The organism is Paraburkholderia sp. GAS333 (assembly GCF_050435665.1).
GTDB classification, from domain to species: Bacteria; Pseudomonadota; Gammaproteobacteria; order Burkholderiales; family Burkholderiaceae; genus Paraburkholderia; species Paraburkholderia fungorum_A.
The window spans coordinates 1,209,904-1,224,666 of the sequence record NZ_JBNDKS010000003.1; the positions used below are offsets into that span (position 1 = coordinate 1,209,904).

The window sequence follows — 14,763 nt, forward strand, 5'->3', positions numbered from 1 at the left end:
GGGCACTTTTGCTGCGCCCGCCCAAACTCGCCCGTTGATTTTTGACGTGGGTAGACGAAATTACCTCACGGTCTTATACTGCCCCTCGTCCTAACCGCGAAATCGCAGCTAAATAAGCTAAGTTAGAAGGGGTTGGATGCAAACTGCGCGCATATTGTCGCCAGTTTGAATTCGCTTCAATGCCGGCCAAAACCGGTTTCCCAATGGCCGTTCGACGGCCGCCGGACGCGTGCGCTAGCGCCGTTGTCCACCTTCTCGATGGATCTGGCACCGGTTTTGCTAACTGGTAAGCCACCGAGGGGCAAAAGCACCGCATCGCTCAATCCCCTCGCGCCGGGCAGAAAACACACCCCGGCATCACTCGGTTCACCTCGCGGCACCTGCCGCGTCTCGAACTTCCCATTCGCAGCGTCGTCACGACGCCTGTGCGGCGCGGCCGTTTTCGCGCGTCGCTCGAACCAGGAGGCGCCTCTTCATGATTCAACGTCCTGCCAGACTAATCGGCAGTCTTGTAGCCATCGGCATCGTCATCGCATTGCTGTGCCGTGCGATCGACCCCAGCGCCTTGCATCAGTACGCGCCCGATCTGGTCTACTACACGAAACGGCATCTGCTGCTGGTCGGCTATTCGATGGCGGCCGCGCTGCTCGTCGGCATTCCTGCGGGAGTTCTGCTGAGCCGCCCGTCGTTCGCGCGTCACGCCGAGCGGTTCATGCAGATCTTCAACATCGGCAATACGATTCCTTCGCTCGCCGTTCTCGCGATTGCGCTCGGTATCTTCGGTATCGGCGATATTCCGGCGTTGGTCGCTCTATTCCTCGCTTCGCTGCTGCCCATCACGCGTAATGCGTACGAGGGCATGAAAAACGTCTCGCCCGCGCTGCGTGAAGCGGCGCGCGGTCTCGGCATGACCGGCTGGCAGTCGTTGGTGCGCGTCGAGTTGCCGAATGCTATGCCGATCATCATCGGCGGCGTGCGCACCGCGCTCGCGATCAACGTGGGCAGTGCGCCGCTCGCGTATCTGATCGGCGCGGACAGTCTCGGCACGCTGATCTTCCCCGGTATTTATCTGAACAATCAGCAGCAACTGTTGCTCGGCGCGGCGGCGACCGCGATTCTCGCGCTGGTGCTCGACGCCATCGTCTCCAACGGCAGCCGCTACCTGCTCGCACGACGCGGGGTGACGGCATGATGAATCTGCTAAAACGGGTCCACTGGATTGCAGCAGGCGCGATGCTGCTGACGAGCCTCCATGCAAGCGCGGCCACGCTCGTGCTGGGTGGAAAAAATTTCACCGAGCAGTACGTTCTTACCGAAATCACCGCGCAATACCTGCGTTCGAAGGGCTACACGATCGACGCGCGCACGGGTCTCGGCAGCACGCTGCTACGGAGTGCGCAGGAAAACGGTCAGGTTGATCTGGTGTGGGAATACACCGGCACGGCTGCGATCGTCTACAACAAGATCACCGAGAAGCTCGATCCGAAGACGATGTACGAGCGCGTGAAGGAACTCGACGCAAAGCGCGGCCTTGTGTGGCTCGACGCGTCGCCGTTGAACAATACGTACGCGCTCGGCCTGCCGCAGGAAGAAGCGCAAAAGACCGGCATTCGCACGATTTCGCAACTCGCCGCGAAGCTCGCTGCGGAGCCGCACAAGAAGCACGTGTTCGCAATGGATGCGGAGTTTGCGAATCGTCCGGATGGTTTGAAGCCGCTCGAAGCCGCGTACGGCATGCAGTTCAGCCGCGCGGAAACGCGTCAGATGGACCCCGGCCTCGTGTACACCGCGCTGCATAACAACCAGGTGCCGATCGGCCTGATCTACACGACGGACGGACGCGTTAAGGGCTTCAACATCATGCCGCTCGAAGACGACCGTCACTACTTCCCCGCGTACAACGCGACGCCGGTGGTGCGTAAGGTCACGCTCGACCAGAACCCGCAACTCGCGACGCAGTTGAATGCGCTATCTGCCGCGCTAAACAACGACATCATGCTGGAGATGAACAAGCAGGTCGACATCGACGGTAAGGCGGTGCATGAAGTCGCGGCGGAATTTTTGCGCACGCACAAGCTGCCCTGAGCGGAGACCTATTTATGACTGTATTCGACTATCTGTCGGCCAACTGGCCTGAACTGCTGCAACTCACCGCGCAACACGTGTGGCTGGTGGGGATTGCGGTGGGATGCGCGATTATCGTCGGCGTTCCGTTGGGGATCCTGATCAATCGCCATGAATGGCTCGCCGCGCCGCTGCTGAGCGTGGCGACCGTGGTGCTGACGCTGCCGTCCATCGCGCTGTTCGGTCTGATGATTCCGGTGTTCTCGCGCTTCGGCCAGGGCATCGGCGCAGTGCCGGCGATCACCGCCGTGTTCCTCTATTCGTTGCTGCCGATCATGCGCAACACCTACCTCGCGCTGCGCAACGTCGACGCCGGCATCAAGGAAGCGGGTATCGGCATCGGCATGACGGTCTGGCAACGGCTGCGGCTCGTCGATTTGCCGCTCGCCGTGCCGGTGATTCTCGGCGGCGTGCGCACGGCCGTCGTGATGAACATCGGCGTGATGACGATTGCCGCCGTCATCGGCGCGGGGGGACTCGGCACGCTGATCATCCGCGCAATCGGCCAGAGCAACATGATGAAACTACTGGTGGGCGCCGTGCTCGTGAGTCTGCTCGCGATCGTCGCCGACCTGCTGCTGCAGGCTTTGCAACGCCTGCTGACACCGAAGGGAGTACAAAAGACATGATCGAACTCGACAAACTGACCAAGACATTCACGCAGAAGGACGGCCAGCAGGTAAAGGCAGTTGACTCGGTGAGCCTGACGGTGGGCGAAGGCGAAATCTGCGTATTTCTCGGGCCGTCGGGCTGCGGCAAGACCACCACGCTGAAGATGATCAACCGGTTGATCGAGCCGACGTCGGGCCGTGTGCTGATCGGCGGCGAGGATACGTCGGGCTTGAACGAAATTGAACTGCGCCGCCGTATCGGTTACGTGATTCAGCAGATCGGGCTGTTCCCGAACATGACGATCGAAGAGAACATCACGGTCGTGCCGCGTCTGCTCGGCTGGGACAAGAAGCGCTGCCGCGAACGCGCGACCGAACTGATGTCGATGGTTGCGCTCGATCCGAAGCAGTATCTGAAGCGTTATCCGCGCGAATTGTCGGGCGGGCAGCAGCAGCGTATCGGCGTGATTCGCGCGCTGGCCGCCGATCCGCCGGTGCTGCTGATGGACGAGCCGTTCGGCGCGGTCGATCCGATCAACCGCGAGTCGATCCAGAACGAGTTCTTCCAGATGCAGCGTCAGTTGAACAAGACGGTGATCATGGTGAGCCACGATATCGACGAAGCAATCAAGCTCGGCGACCGCGTGGCAGTGTTCCGCCGTGGGCAACTGGTGCAATACGATCACCCGGATACGCTGCTCGCGCATCCGCACGACGAGTTTGTCGGCGCGTTTGTCGGTCAGGACAGCACGTTGAAGCGCCTGCTACTGGTGAAGGCCGGCGACGCCGCCACCCAACCGGAAACCGCGAGCGCCGATATGCCGGTGGCGAAGGCGTTCCAGATGATGGACGACAGCGACAACCGCTATCTGACCATCGTCGACGACAACCGGCAGGCGCTCGGCTACGTGACGCGTCGTGCGGCGCGCGCGGGTCAGGGCGTGTGCGGCGACCATCTCACGCCGTTCAAGGCGACGGTGAGCGCCGACGAGCATCTGCGGATCGTGCTGTCGAAGATGTACCAGTTCAACTCGTCGTGGATGCCGGTGCTGGATAGCGACGGCCGTTATGTCGGCGAAGTCACGCAGGATTCGATCGCGGACTATCTGAGTTCGGGTCGTTCGCGTCGTCAGACGGGGCAGCCGGCGATCGTGTCGCCTGCGGTTGCTGCTGCTGAAGCTGCAGCCGCCGCGCATTCGTGATGCGCTGACGGCGGTATGCAGGCCGGCCTTCGCTCCTCACTCTTCGCAGGAGCGAAGGCCGCTAGTCGAGGCGCTCGCCGCAGCCACTCGATAATCATTAAAAAATCCCATTCCGAATATAAATTAATGCCATTGGAATTAATTAAATGGGATATTTTTAATGCTCAATTATTAACAAATAAGTTTACGATTTTTCTATGCGAAGATAGCGCGCCTACTACTACGTAGGCGTGATGGCTGGCCGCGCCGCCTATCCGCGAAAGCACGTTATTCCGCTGGAATATCGCTGATTCGCACCCGCAAGGAAATACCGTCGTGAAACTTGTCTCCCGCCTGGGCGCGGCTGTGGTTTTATTACACAGTCTTATTCCGCTGAATGCGTCCGCGCAATCGCAACTCAATTACACCACTTCATGGATCGGAAATAGCTTCGGATTCGGCGATGGTAAATGGATGCAGCAGGATATCCAGGCCATCAGCATTGGCGCCGACGGCACGGTTTATACGAATGCGCCCTGGGACGAAAGCGGCAGCGAAATTGCCGCGTACCGCGCGGGCGATAAAGTCGCCGTAGCCGGATCGACCCATGGCTGGGGCGCGGCGGGCGGCGACGCGGTCGCGGTGAACCACACGTACCTGTACGCGGCCATGTCGATCGGCAACGAAAGCAATGCGCTGGTCGGCGCGGATTATCCGGCGGCGAATCTGACGTGGTACGGCATCACGCGCCGCACGCTGGCCAATCTCGCGACGGGCGCGCCGTTCAGCGGCGGCATCGGCAACAGCGCGAACGCGACGAAAAACAGCTTTCTGCCGGTCGAAACAGTGGCAACCGGCAACGACGCCGGCATCCGAGGGCTGGCTGCCACCGACACCGAGCTATACGTGGCCGACACTTACGGCAACCAGATCGTCGTGTTCGACGCCAATTCGATGCAACGCCTGCGCTCGTGGCCCGTGACGTCGCCGGGACGTATTGCGGTGGATACCGATTCGACACTCTGGGTGATGAGTGGAGTTTCATCCGGAAACCTAACTATCCTGCACTACGCCGCCAACGGCGCGTTGCTGTCCGGCGCGCTGCCGTTGCCCGCTGGAACTATTCCTACCGATATTTCGGTCACGCCGTCGGGCCAGATTCTGGTCGCCGATAACGGGCCGTTGCAACAGATCCTCGTCTTCACGAAAGATGCGAACGGGCAGCCGCAAGCCGCTCCGTCGATCGGCACACGCAACGGACTTTTCCATGCCGTGCGGGGTGCGCCGGGCAATGTGCGCTTCAACGGCGTGACCGGGGTCGGCGTCGATCCGGCGGGTAATCTGTATGTCGCGCAAAACGGCGAGGGGCCGCGGCCGCTGGGTTCGGCAACGGTCGGGCAGGGCGCGGTGCTGGAGAGCTACGTGTATGGCTCGCATGCCTTTCTCTGGCGTTTGTATGGCCTGACCTTCGTCGATAGCGCGGCGTTCGATCCAGCCACGCCCAATTCCGTCTACACCGGTTCGAAGCGTTTCACACTCGATTACACGCAGCCGGTCGGGCACGAGTGGTCGTATGCAGCGTTTACGCTCGACCGTTTCGACTATCCCGGCGACCCCGCGTTTTACGAGCCGCGCGGCGTGCGGGGAGAGCCGATGGTGCGAAGAATCAACGGTCAGCCGTTTCTCTACACGCTCGATTCGGGCGCGCATTATCTGAACGTTTATCGCTTCGATACCGCGCACGGCGAGATGGCGATACCGTCCGGCATGCTTGCGCAGAATCCGCTGCCGGGCACGTTGCCGGTCGGCCAGCCCACCTACGGCGAGTGGCTGTGGCGTGACAGCAATGGCAACGGCGCGGTCGATGCGAGCGAGATCAGCAGCAATCCGTCGACCGGCAGCACAGTCGGCAACGGCTTCTGGTGGGTCGATACGCCTGGCAACGTGTGGCTCGCCACGCCGCTGAGCGGGATCCGCGAAATGCCGTTGCAGGGACTCGATTCCGCCGGCAATCCGATCTACACCTATGCCAGTTCGAAGATGTTCGCGATGCCGCAACCGTTCACGCGGATCGCGCGGATTGTCTACGAAGCGTCGAACGATACGATGTACATCTCGGGCTTCACGGACGCGATTCCGTGGGACGCGACGCACTGGAAGGAAGCCGGTCCCGTGCTCGCACGCTACGCGAACTGGAGCACGGGCACGCCGACCATGGTGTATTCGATCGCGCTGCCGTGGAATACGCAAACCGATCCGCAAACCACCACGGTGGGCGTCGCGCTGGCGGGCAACTACATCTTCGTCGCGGAGTTGTACACCAACAAGGTGGACGTCTACGACTCGCGCTCGGGCCAGCCGGTCGGCTACATGACGCCGGGCGCGAGTGTCGGCGGCACGAGCGGCTGGGTGGACGTTTATCTCGGCATTAGCGCGGTGCAGCGCGACACGGGCGAGTATGTGATCCTGCTGGAAGACGACGCGCGCGCAAAAATCCTGATGTATCGATGGACGCCTTGAGATGGCTCACCGTCACGCTGCATCGACCGGATGCGACCCCATCGCGAATGGACGGCGGCGTGCGATCGGTATATAAACAAAGTGAAAGCATCGCGTTTTCGCCGATGCCGAATCGATGGCCAACCGTGACTAACAGGAGCGATGTTCGATCATGACGCAAGACGTTTCGCCTCAGCCGCCTTCGGGCGACCGGCCCGAACTGGAACAACTCGATGCAGCGCTGAGTCACGTCGATCAGCAGGTCTCGTCCGGCAGCATTGCGTCGGGTGCCGCGAAGGGAATTCTGTATAGCCTGATCGAAACGCTCGGCGCGTTTGTCGGCGATCCCGATCTGCCGGAACATGCGCGTTCGGGTTACGAAGGGCTGCTCGAAGCCGCCCGCGAATTGCGCGCGAAGCTGGATCACTGAAGCAGAGGGTGACAGCGCCGTCTTGCAGGCGGCGCTGTGTTGAATCGAGGTCACGCTTCCACATTGCTATCGGCGCTCAACGCGTCGAGCCAATCCGACGGACCCGACGTAATTTCCAGTTGCGGCGTGCCGTGCCAATCGGCGCAACGTTGCAGTGCGCGGCGCAGATCACCGGCAAGTCGCGCGCTCAGCCGTACGCCCGGCTCGATATGCAGCGACTTCAATTCGAAAATGCGCTGCGTCCGGTGCGCCTTCGCATCCACGCGACCCACCAGCCTGCCGCGGCTCAACAGCGGCAGCACGAAGTAACCGTATTTGCGTTTTGCCGCGGGCGTATAGCACTCGATCGCGTAATCGAAATCGAACAACGCGGCGGCGCGTTTGCGGTCCCACACCACCGGGTCGAATGGTGACAAAACCGTCGTGACCGTCGATGCGAGCTTGCCGTTCGCCGCGTCGTCGATCATCGGTGCGAAGTCGCGATGGACGAATGTGTCCTGCTTCCAGCCTTCCACCTGCACCTGAACCAGTTCGCCCTGATCGGCCAGCGCATGCAGTTCGTCACGATACGGGCGGCGCGGCAGCCGGTAGTAATCGGCGACCCAATCGGCGCGCGCGACACCGAGCGCGCGACAGGTGCGCCGCAGCACTTGCGCGATGACGGCGTCGGCGGGTTGCAGATCGCGCGCGTCGTCCCAATCGGGCAACACGCGCTCCGTCAGATCGTACACGCGATGAAAATTGCGCCGCTCGGCGACCATCAGTTGACCGATGGCGAACAGTACTTCGAGGTGACGCTTCTCCGGCTTCCAGTCCCACCAGCCGTTACCCTTGCCCGCCTCGCGAGCGAAATCCGCCGAACGCACCGGACCGGTCGCCCGAATATGCGCGAGCAGCTTCTCGATGTCCTTGCGATATTTCTTGTGCCATTCGGCCGCGTATTTCCAGCCCATGCCGCTCGGGTCGAGCATCCGGTGACGCAGCAACCCGTAGTCTTCAGTCGGCACGAAACAGGCTTCATGCGACCAGTATTCGAACAGTTTGCCTTCGGCGAGATGCTCGTCGAGCCATTGCTGCGGATACGCGCCGAGCCGGCTGAACAGCACGAGATAAGGGCTACGCGCGACGACGTGAATCGTATCGATCTGCAACTGCGTCATGCGGCGGATCGTGTCGAGCACATCGGCTTTGACGGCCTTGCGGCGCGGCGGCGTCAGCAAACCTTGAGCGGCCAGATGGAGGGTGCGGGCTGCGGGGAGCGGCAGAGTCTTCACGCGAAAGTTTGGGTCCGTGAGTGACTGCGAAGGAGCGGGCGCGTGGCGCCACGCGGGTCGGATCAGCAGTCGCTACTTTAGCGTGAATGCGGCAGAGGGCTCGGGTGCGGACCGAGGGTGGTTGCAGGCTCACCGGTTACGCAACTCACGACAAATCGACCGTGAGCATGCGTAGGTGAAGGCGACCGCGATTGTGACGCCTTCGGCTCAAGTGGTTTGGCTAACCTCGCAAGGGACCGGTGAACCTCTCACGACTGCTTCCTCACCGCCGGTTCACCGAACATCACCACCCACGCCCATGATGCCGTTCCCATTCACGATGCCGCCAATGGTCGTGATGCCAGCCGCGCCGATAGTACCCATAGCCATAAGCGGGCTGCGGCGCATAAACCACGGGCGGCGGAGGCGGCGGTGCATAAACGACGGGCGGTGCGGCATACACGGGCCCCGGCGTGCCGACATACACGCCCACGTTGACCCGCGCGAAAGCGGCGGTCGAGACGCAGGCGGCGGCCAACCCGAAGGCGGCGAATCTGAGCGTGGCGATCCCGCGTTTGATCATGCTTGTCTCCTGTTCCGAAGTCGAAAGAGCTGGCCATTCGCTGTCGAACGGCTGACGTCGATCTTACGAAACGCAAAGACAGGCAGGTGCAACGAGTTGAATGCGTGTGTAACAGCAGGTTAGCTGGCCGGGTCCGGCGCGCGCCGACACGCGCGAGGACCGACGGCAGCTTTACTCAGGCACCGAGCGCGACGGCTTCTCCCGCCGACACCGCCAGCAATTGATGAATCTGCGCGACCACGGCGGCGCCTTCGCCGACCGCCGCCGCCACGCGTTTCGTCGATCCCGCACGCGCGTCGCCGATCGCGTAAACGCCCTCGACCGTGGTCGCGAGATCGCAGACCGACGCGTTGTCCACGCTCGTGCCGGTCATCACGAAGCCCTTGCTGTCGAGCTGGACGCCGCAGGTGCGCAACCAGTCGGTATTCGGGTCTGCGCCGGTGAACAGGAACAGATGCCGCGTGTCGAAACGCTCGGTGCCGTCGGGTAACGGCTTCTTCAGGCCGACGGCGGCCAGGCCGCTGTCGTCGGCCTCCAGCCGGCCGATTTCCGAATTCGGATGCACGAACACATTCGGCAGCGAGCGGATCCGGTCGATCAGATAGCGCGACATGGTCGCCTCGAAGCCGCTGCGCCGGATCAGCACGTGGACCTTGGCCGCGTGCGTCGCCAGATAGACGATGGCCTGGCCGGCCGAGTTGCCGCCACCGACCAGCACGACTTCCTGTCGCTTGCACAGCTTGGCTTCGACTGGCGACGCCCAGTAGTAGACGCCGCGTCCGTCGAAACGGTCGAGGCCTTCGAGCGCCGGACGCCGGTACACCGCGCCGCTCGCAATCACGATTGCGCGGGCGCTGATATGCCCGCCGCACTTCAGTTCCAGCCGGTGCGGCGACTCCGCGCAGTGCAACGCCTTCACGTGGACCGGAATCGCGACGTGCGCGCCGAACTTCTGCGCCTGCACGAATGCGCGGCCCGCGAGCGCCTGGCCGGAGATGCCGGTCGGAAAGCCGAGATAGTTTTCGATCCGCGAGCTGGCGCCCGCCTGGCCGCCCGGCGCGCGGCTGTCGAGCACGATCACCGACAGACCTTCGGACGCCGCGTACACGGCCGTCGCCAGCCCCGCCGGCCCGGCGCCGACGATCGCTACGTCGTACACGTGCGAGTCGTCGAGGTCGGGCAGCAGGCCGAGGCACGTCGCCAGTTCCGGCATGCTCGGATGACGCAGCACCGAGCCGTCCGGGCAGATCACGAGCGGCATGTCTTCCCGTTGCGCGGCGAATTGCTCGATCAGACGCAGCGCATCTTCGTCGCGTTCGTCGATCACCGAATGCGGATGGCCGTTGCGCGACAGGAAGCCTTGCAGCATCACGAGCCGCGCGTCGCTGCTGTTGCCGATCAGGATCGGGCCGCCCGCGCCCTTTTCGATCAGCGACACGCGCCGCAGGATCAGCGCGCGCATGATGCGCTCGCCCAGTTCGGCCTCGGCGACCAGCAGCGCGCGCAGTTGGGTCGGCGGAATCAGTAGTGCTTTGACGCCGGTGAGCGCAAGGCCGTTGACCAGCGCGGGCCGTCCCGACAACTGGCCGACTTCGGCGAGAAAATGCCCGGCGCCGTGTTCGCCGATCACCACTTCGCGCCCGATCCCGTCGCGTTGATAAACCTTTACCCGCCCTTCGAGCAGCACGAACATGCCGGGGCCAGTGTGGCCGGTCTCGAACAGCAGGTCGCCTGCGTGCCATTCGCCGGTTTCGCCGAAGCGCCGCAAACGGTCGATTTCCGCGCACGTGAGCGACGGAAACATCTGGTGCATGCGCGTCGAGAGATTCGAAAACGGCGCGTCGGCGACCGGTCCAGATGGTTGTGCTTCAGCTTCTTGAGTCGGAACTTCCTGAGTCGAAAGCATTGAACCGCTCCTTCGGTGTTCATTGATCGATTGAACGGGGGCGAAGCGGCGCGGCGTGCAAGCACGCCGGTGCGGATGCGCTGCTTGCGCTTATACGGCCTTGGGCGCGACGTCGTCGACCGCGACTTCCGGCGGCGGCATGTCGGGCAGCGCCTCAACCGGCTTGCCCGAGTCGCGCCAGGCTTCCATGCCGCCGCGCAGCGGCAGCACATCGGAGAAGCCGGCTTCGTTCAGTTGCTTGGCCATCCATGCCGCGGAAATCTCATTCGGGCAGGAACAGTAAATCACCAGTTTCTGGTCATGCGGATATGTGGCGACGATCTCGTCCAGTTGCCGTTCGTCGGCGAATTTCGAGCCCGGAATCACGAACGGATCGAGCTTGCGCTTTTCCTGCGAACGAATGTCGAACAGCACCGGCGTGTGGCCCGCCTTGACCAGTGTCGCCAGTTCGTCGACCTCGATGCGCGCGGACGCCAGCTTCGCAATCAGTTGACGGCGCCGCACCCACCGGTAAGCCGCGTACAACAGCAACAGCGCGACCGCCACCAGCGCGGCGGTGCGGCCGAGGCGTCCCGCGATGGCGAACAGCATGTCGATCTGCTTCGCGAACAACGCGCCGATGATCAGCCCGGTGCCGGACCACAGCGCCGCGCCGATGCTGTCGTAGGTGAGGAAGGTGCGGTATTTCGTACCCATTGCGCCGGCCATCGGAATCGACACGATCGACAGGCCCGGGACGAATTTCGCCACGGCCAGCACCCGCACGCCCCATCGGCCGAAAAAGCGTTCGGTCTTTTTAACGCAGGTGTCACGCGATAACGACAAACGGCAAATGGTTTTCAACGTATTGCCGCCGTATATACGGCCGGCGAGATACCACGCGCTGTCGCCAATCAGCGTAGCGAATATCGACAGAATCAGAACCGGCAATAATTGCGTGCCCACCGAGCCGGGATGCATGGCGGCCATCGCGCCGAACAGGACGAGCGACGGCATCGCCGGCACCGGCAGCCCGAGCGAGCCGGCCAGCACGTTGGCGAAAATGAGCGCCGGACCATATTGTTCGACGAGATCATGTAGCATCGGCTTACATCCGCAGCCCTTTCGGGCGCAGCGCAGGAAAATAAAGCGAAGGAGAATGCAAGGATTATGGACGCATTTTCAAGACGTGCAAACGGCATGAAAATGTGTCCGAAATTCGGGTATTGAAAGTGCTAAAGCGCGATACGCACTGCTCGCACCGCCGATTAGCAGCGTAGGCGGAACAAACAGAAAAAGAGTTGAAACCGGTGCGGTGCGCTTGACGTGGAAATGACGTCTGCCGAACCGGGCTGGGCGCGTTATATGTGCGGATTTTGTATCTGTATTCGCCGCCTTATCCAGCACTTATCCGGCACCTGATTCGCCGCCCGAGCCTTAGCTGGCACGGCGCAAAACACCACGCGGCATTCGCGCCGATGCGCAAATGCTGCGTGTCTGTTTCATCGAATCACTGACGATGATTGTGCTGTTCGCCCGGCAGCTCGGCACCGTGCGCACGGATTGCCGCGATCAGCTCGGCGGGCGTGATTTCGTAACGCACTTCGCGATGGATGCCTGGCTTGCGCTCATCGATCTCGACCAGAAGAATGCCTTTGCCGTCTTCTGTCGATTCGAGGCGTAGCGAGCGAAGTTCGCGCGCCGTTGCATCGTCGTATTCGGAGAGCAGGGCCATTGACCCGGAGGACCCGGTAGTGCGCATCGATTTGTCCTTGTACCGTTGTTGATCAAACCATTGTACGGGCAGGATGCCGCGCCGTCTGTCGCGCCGCCGTCACGGCCTGCATGTCGCCCAGTTGACTGACTGCCCGCCGGGATGCCGCAGCGCGTTACCTGGCTTGGGCCGCCGGGCAGCGAGGCCCGTGACGTCCGGGCGTGGCAACCAGTTTAACGCGACTCTCCGTCACGACGGCTGCATTTTTCGTGCCCCGTGGCGGTGCAGCCATTAACGGCTGGCTGTCATGTTGCTGACGCACAGGGCGGCTAGATGGCGCGTGAGTTTCAGGCGGCTTCGTCGCATGCGCAATGGATAAGCCGGCTCGTCGGAGTCCGCGTTTCTCGTTGCATCGGCTCCCGTATTACCTCACCTCTCGAGTCGCCAGGCTATTTGTCGACTATTTCGCCAGCATTGAGCGAACAGGCTTTTCCCGGTTTTTCCGGTTGCCAGCCAAACGAACTCATCGCGCAAAAAAATAGCCCGTCCGGAATGGGACGGGCCGCTAAACGCCGTTGTTACTCGGGTCAGCCGGCCCGACCACTCACGGGGCGCTGACGGGTTCCATCCTCACGCGCCAATACCGGGCTGTCGAGGTGGGAGTAATGCCGATCTATCAGATCAATGTGGCTTCTTCGTGCTCGACTTCGTGAACGCTGCGTTGTTCGTCACGGTCCTGGCCGTGACGTGAGAACTCGGGCGCGACGCGACTCACCTTATCGGAGGTGGACGCCGGCCGCTTCACGCTGCCGCCATGTCGCGCGGGTGTCGCTTCGGCGATGGTGAACAGGCGTACCGCTTCATCGAGTACATCGGCCTGCTTGGCGAGGCTTTGCGCCGTCGCCGCCGCCTGCTCGACGAGCGCCGCGTTTTGCTGCGTGGCGCCGTCCAGATGCGAGACCGCCTGGTTGACCTGGCGAATCCCTTCGGCCTGTTCGCTGCTCGCGTTCGCCACCTCGACGATGATCGACGACACGCGCTCCACGGCCTCGTCGATCACACGCATCTGCGAGGTCGTGCGCGCGACCAGTTCGGTGCCCGCGGCGACTTCGCTCGCGCTCGCCTCGACCACCGACTTGATCTCCTTCGACGACGCCGCGCAGCGTTGCGCCAGCATCCGCACCTCGCCCGCGACGACCGCAAACGAGCGACCCGCCTCGCCCGCGCGCGCCGCTTCGACGGCGGCGTTCAGCGCGAGGATGTTGGTCTGGAACGCAATGCCGTCGATGACGCCGGTGATGTCCGCGATGCGCCGCGAGGCTGCCGTGATACCCGCCATGGTCTGCTCGACCTGGCCCGCGATCTTGCCGCCGACTGCCGCCGCCGCTTGCGCGTCGCGCGCCAGATCGAGCGCGCGCACGCTGGCGTCGGCGTTGGCCTGGACGGTGGTGGTCAACTGTTCCATCGTCGCGGCGGTTTCTTCGAGCGACGCTGCCTGCAACTCGGTGCGCCGCGCGAGATCGACGTTGCCGCTGGAAATTTCCCGCGCGTTGTCGAGCATGCCGGTGATCTGCGCGCGCACGTCGTAGACGATTGCCGCGAGATTCGCCTTCAACTGATTCATTGCTTGCAGCACGTCGCCGAGATCGTCGTGACGCGCGATGTGCAGATCGGCGGTCAGATCGCCCGCCGCCAGGCGCGTCGCGAAGCCCGACATATCCTGGATTGGCGCAGCGAGCTGGCGCGTCAGCATGCGCCACGACACGAAGCTGATCGCAGCGGTGACGCCGAAGCCGATCCAGAACGGCACGGGCGGCGCGCCTTCCCAGCTGATCAGACCGGTGGCGAGCAGCGCCAGTGGCGTCAGCGCGTAGCCGGAAGCCGCGCGCGTCGCCACCGGCAGACGCATCAACGCCTGCAGGCGACCCGCCACGCCAGTGCGCACGACCGCCCCGCGCCGCAGCCTCAGGCCGCGCGCTTCACCGGCCCGCATGCGGGCGTACAAGGCTTCGGCGTCGTGCACGGCTTCGCGGTCCGGCTTGATCCGCACGCTCAGATAACCGACCACGGTGCCTTTCTCGACCACCGGCGTGACGTTCGCGTGAACCCAGTAGTGATCGCCGTTCTTGCGGCGATTCTTGACGAGCGCGGTCCACGGACGGCCATCGCGGATCGTCGTCCACATGTCTTCGAACGCTTCGCGCGGCATGTCGGGATGGCGGATCAGATTGTGCGGCTGGCCGATCAGCTCATCGCGCGTAAAGCCCGAAACGGCGATGAAGGCCGGATTGCAGTACTGGATGCGGCCGGTCAGATCGGTCGCGGAGACAAGCATGTGTGACGAAGGGAATTCGTACTCGTGCCCGGAAACAGGCTGGTTGTTGCGCATGGCTTTCCTTGCTGATGCAGATGCGCGTGAGCGCATGGTGCAAGGCATAACGGCAAATGACCCCGGAATCTTTAGGGCTTCCCAGTAAAACGCT

The 14,763-nt window shown here is 62.8% G+C and carries 12 protein-coding genes; 6 read left to right on the plus strand and 6 right to left on the minus strand.

What is annotated here, in order from left to right:
- Positions 1-475: 475 nt before the first annotated feature.
- The 6 genes from ABH945_RS21225 (at position 476) to ABH945_RS21250 (ending at position 6,845) form a co-directional block, all read left to right on the plus strand.
- Positions 476-1,192: an ABC transporter permease gene (locus ABH945_RS21225; RefSeq protein WP_074770950.1), complete on the plus strand. Its 717-nt coding sequence runs from the start codon at positions 476-478 to the stop codon at positions 1,190-1,192.
- Positions 1,189-2,085, plus strand: a complete 897-nt coding sequence (locus ABH945_RS21230; protein ID WP_429251812.1) for a glycine betaine ABC transporter substrate-binding protein — start codon at positions 1,189-1,191, stop codon at positions 2,083-2,085. The genes ABH945_RS21225 and ABH945_RS21230 overlap by 4 nt, the downstream gene beginning before the upstream one ends.
- Before the next feature lie 14 nt (positions 2,086-2,099).
- Positions 2,100-2,753, plus strand: coding sequence for an ABC transporter permease (locus tag ABH945_RS21235; protein ID WP_074770951.1), 654 nt, complete (start codon positions 2,100-2,102; stop codon positions 2,751-2,753).
- Positions 2,750-3,937, plus strand: coding sequence for a betaine/proline/choline family ABC transporter ATP-binding protein (locus ABH945_RS21240; RefSeq protein ID WP_074770952.1), 1,188 nt, complete (start codon positions 2,750-2,752; stop codon positions 3,935-3,937). Before ABH945_RS21235 ends, ABH945_RS21240 begins: the two co-directional genes overlap by 4 nt.
- A gap of 315 nt (positions 3,938-4,252) precedes the next feature.
- A complete protein-coding gene (locus tag ABH945_RS21245; RefSeq protein ID WP_429251813.1) occupies positions 4,253-6,436 on the plus strand; it encodes a hypothetical protein in 2,184 nt (727 codons plus the stop codon).
- A 151-nt stretch (positions 6,437-6,587) separates the two neighbouring features.
- The gene (locus ABH945_RS21250; protein ID WP_074770954.1) at positions 6,588-6,845 is read left to right on the plus strand and encodes a hypothetical protein; all 258 of its coding nucleotides are present in this window, start codon (positions 6,588-6,590) and stop codon (positions 6,843-6,845) included.
- Between the two features lie 50 nt (positions 6,846-6,895).
- On the opposite strand, the gene ABH945_RS21255 is transcribed toward ABH945_RS21250, so the two are convergent.
- From ABH945_RS21255 to ABH945_RS21280, 6 genes are all read right to left on the minus strand, one after another.
- A complete protein-coding gene (locus ABH945_RS21255) occupies positions 6,896-8,119 on the minus strand; it encodes a winged helix-turn-helix domain-containing protein (RefSeq protein WP_429251814.1) in 1,224 nt (407 codons plus the stop codon).
- A 283-nt stretch (positions 8,120-8,402) separates the two neighbouring features.
- Positions 8,403-8,681, minus strand: a complete 279-nt coding sequence (locus tag ABH945_RS21260; RefSeq protein ID WP_074770956.1) for a hypothetical protein — start codon at positions 8,679-8,681, stop codon at positions 8,403-8,405.
- A 175-nt stretch (positions 8,682-8,856) separates the two neighbouring features.
- Positions 8,857-10,587: an FAD-dependent oxidoreductase gene (locus tag ABH945_RS21265; protein WP_074770957.1), complete on the minus strand. Its 1,731-nt coding sequence runs from the start codon at positions 10,585-10,587 to the stop codon at positions 8,857-8,859.
- 90 nt (positions 10,588-10,677) lie between these two features.
- The gene (locus ABH945_RS21270) at positions 10,678-11,670 is read right to left on the minus strand and encodes a DedA family protein/thiosulfate sulfurtransferase GlpE (RefSeq protein WP_429251815.1); all 993 of its coding nucleotides are present in this window, start codon (positions 11,668-11,670) and stop codon (positions 10,678-10,680) included.
- Between the two features lie 406 nt (positions 11,671-12,076).
- Positions 12,077-12,328, minus strand: a complete 252-nt coding sequence (locus ABH945_RS21275) for a hypothetical protein (protein WP_074770959.1) — start codon at positions 12,326-12,328, stop codon at positions 12,077-12,079.
- Between the two features lie 628 nt (positions 12,329-12,956).
- Positions 12,957-14,669, minus strand: coding sequence for a methyl-accepting chemotaxis protein (locus tag ABH945_RS21280; RefSeq protein WP_429251816.1), 1,713 nt, complete (start codon positions 14,667-14,669; stop codon positions 12,957-12,959).
- Positions 14,670-14,763 lie beyond the last annotated feature (94 nt).

What these genes read in the sequence shown, in the direction of transcription:
- ABH945_RS21225 (WP_074770950.1), top strand. Translation starts at nt 476, where the DNA reads ATGATTCAACGTCCTGCCAGACTAATCGGCAGTCTTGTAGCCATCGGC.
- ABH945_RS21230 (WP_429251812.1), top strand. Translation starts at nt 1,189, where the DNA reads ATGATGAATCTGCTAAAACGGGTCCACTGGATTGCAGCAGGCGCGATG.
- ABH945_RS21235 (WP_074770951.1), top strand. Translation starts at nt 2,100, where the DNA reads ATGACTGTATTCGACTATCTGTCGGCCAACTGGCCTGAACTGCTGCAA.
- ABH945_RS21240 (WP_074770952.1), top strand. Translation starts at nt 2,750, where the DNA reads ATGATCGAACTCGACAAACTGACCAAGACATTCACGCAGAAGGACGGC.
- ABH945_RS21250 (WP_074770954.1), top strand. Translation starts at nt 6,588, where the DNA reads ATGACGCAAGACGTTTCGCCTCAGCCGCCTTCGGGCGACCGGCCCGAA.
- ABH945_RS21260 (WP_074770956.1), bottom strand. Translation starts at nt 8,681, where the DNA reads ATGATCAAACGCGGGATCGCCACGCTCAGATTCGCCGCCTTCGGGTTG.
- ABH945_RS21265 (WP_074770957.1), bottom strand. Translation starts at nt 10,587, where the DNA reads ATGCTTTCGACTCAGGAAGTTCCGACTCAAGAAGCTGAAGCACAACCA.
- ABH945_RS21270 (WP_429251815.1), bottom strand. Translation starts at nt 11,670, where the DNA reads ATGCTACATGATCTCGTCGAACAATATGGTCCGGCGCTCATTTTCGCC.
- ABH945_RS21275 (WP_074770959.1), bottom strand. Translation starts at nt 12,328, where the DNA reads ATGCGCACTACCGGGTCCTCCGGGTCAATGGCCCTGCTCTCCGAATAC.
- ABH945_RS21280 (WP_429251816.1), bottom strand. Translation starts at nt 14,669, where the DNA reads ATGCGCAACAACCAGCCTGTTTCCGGGCACGAGTACGAATTCCCTTCG.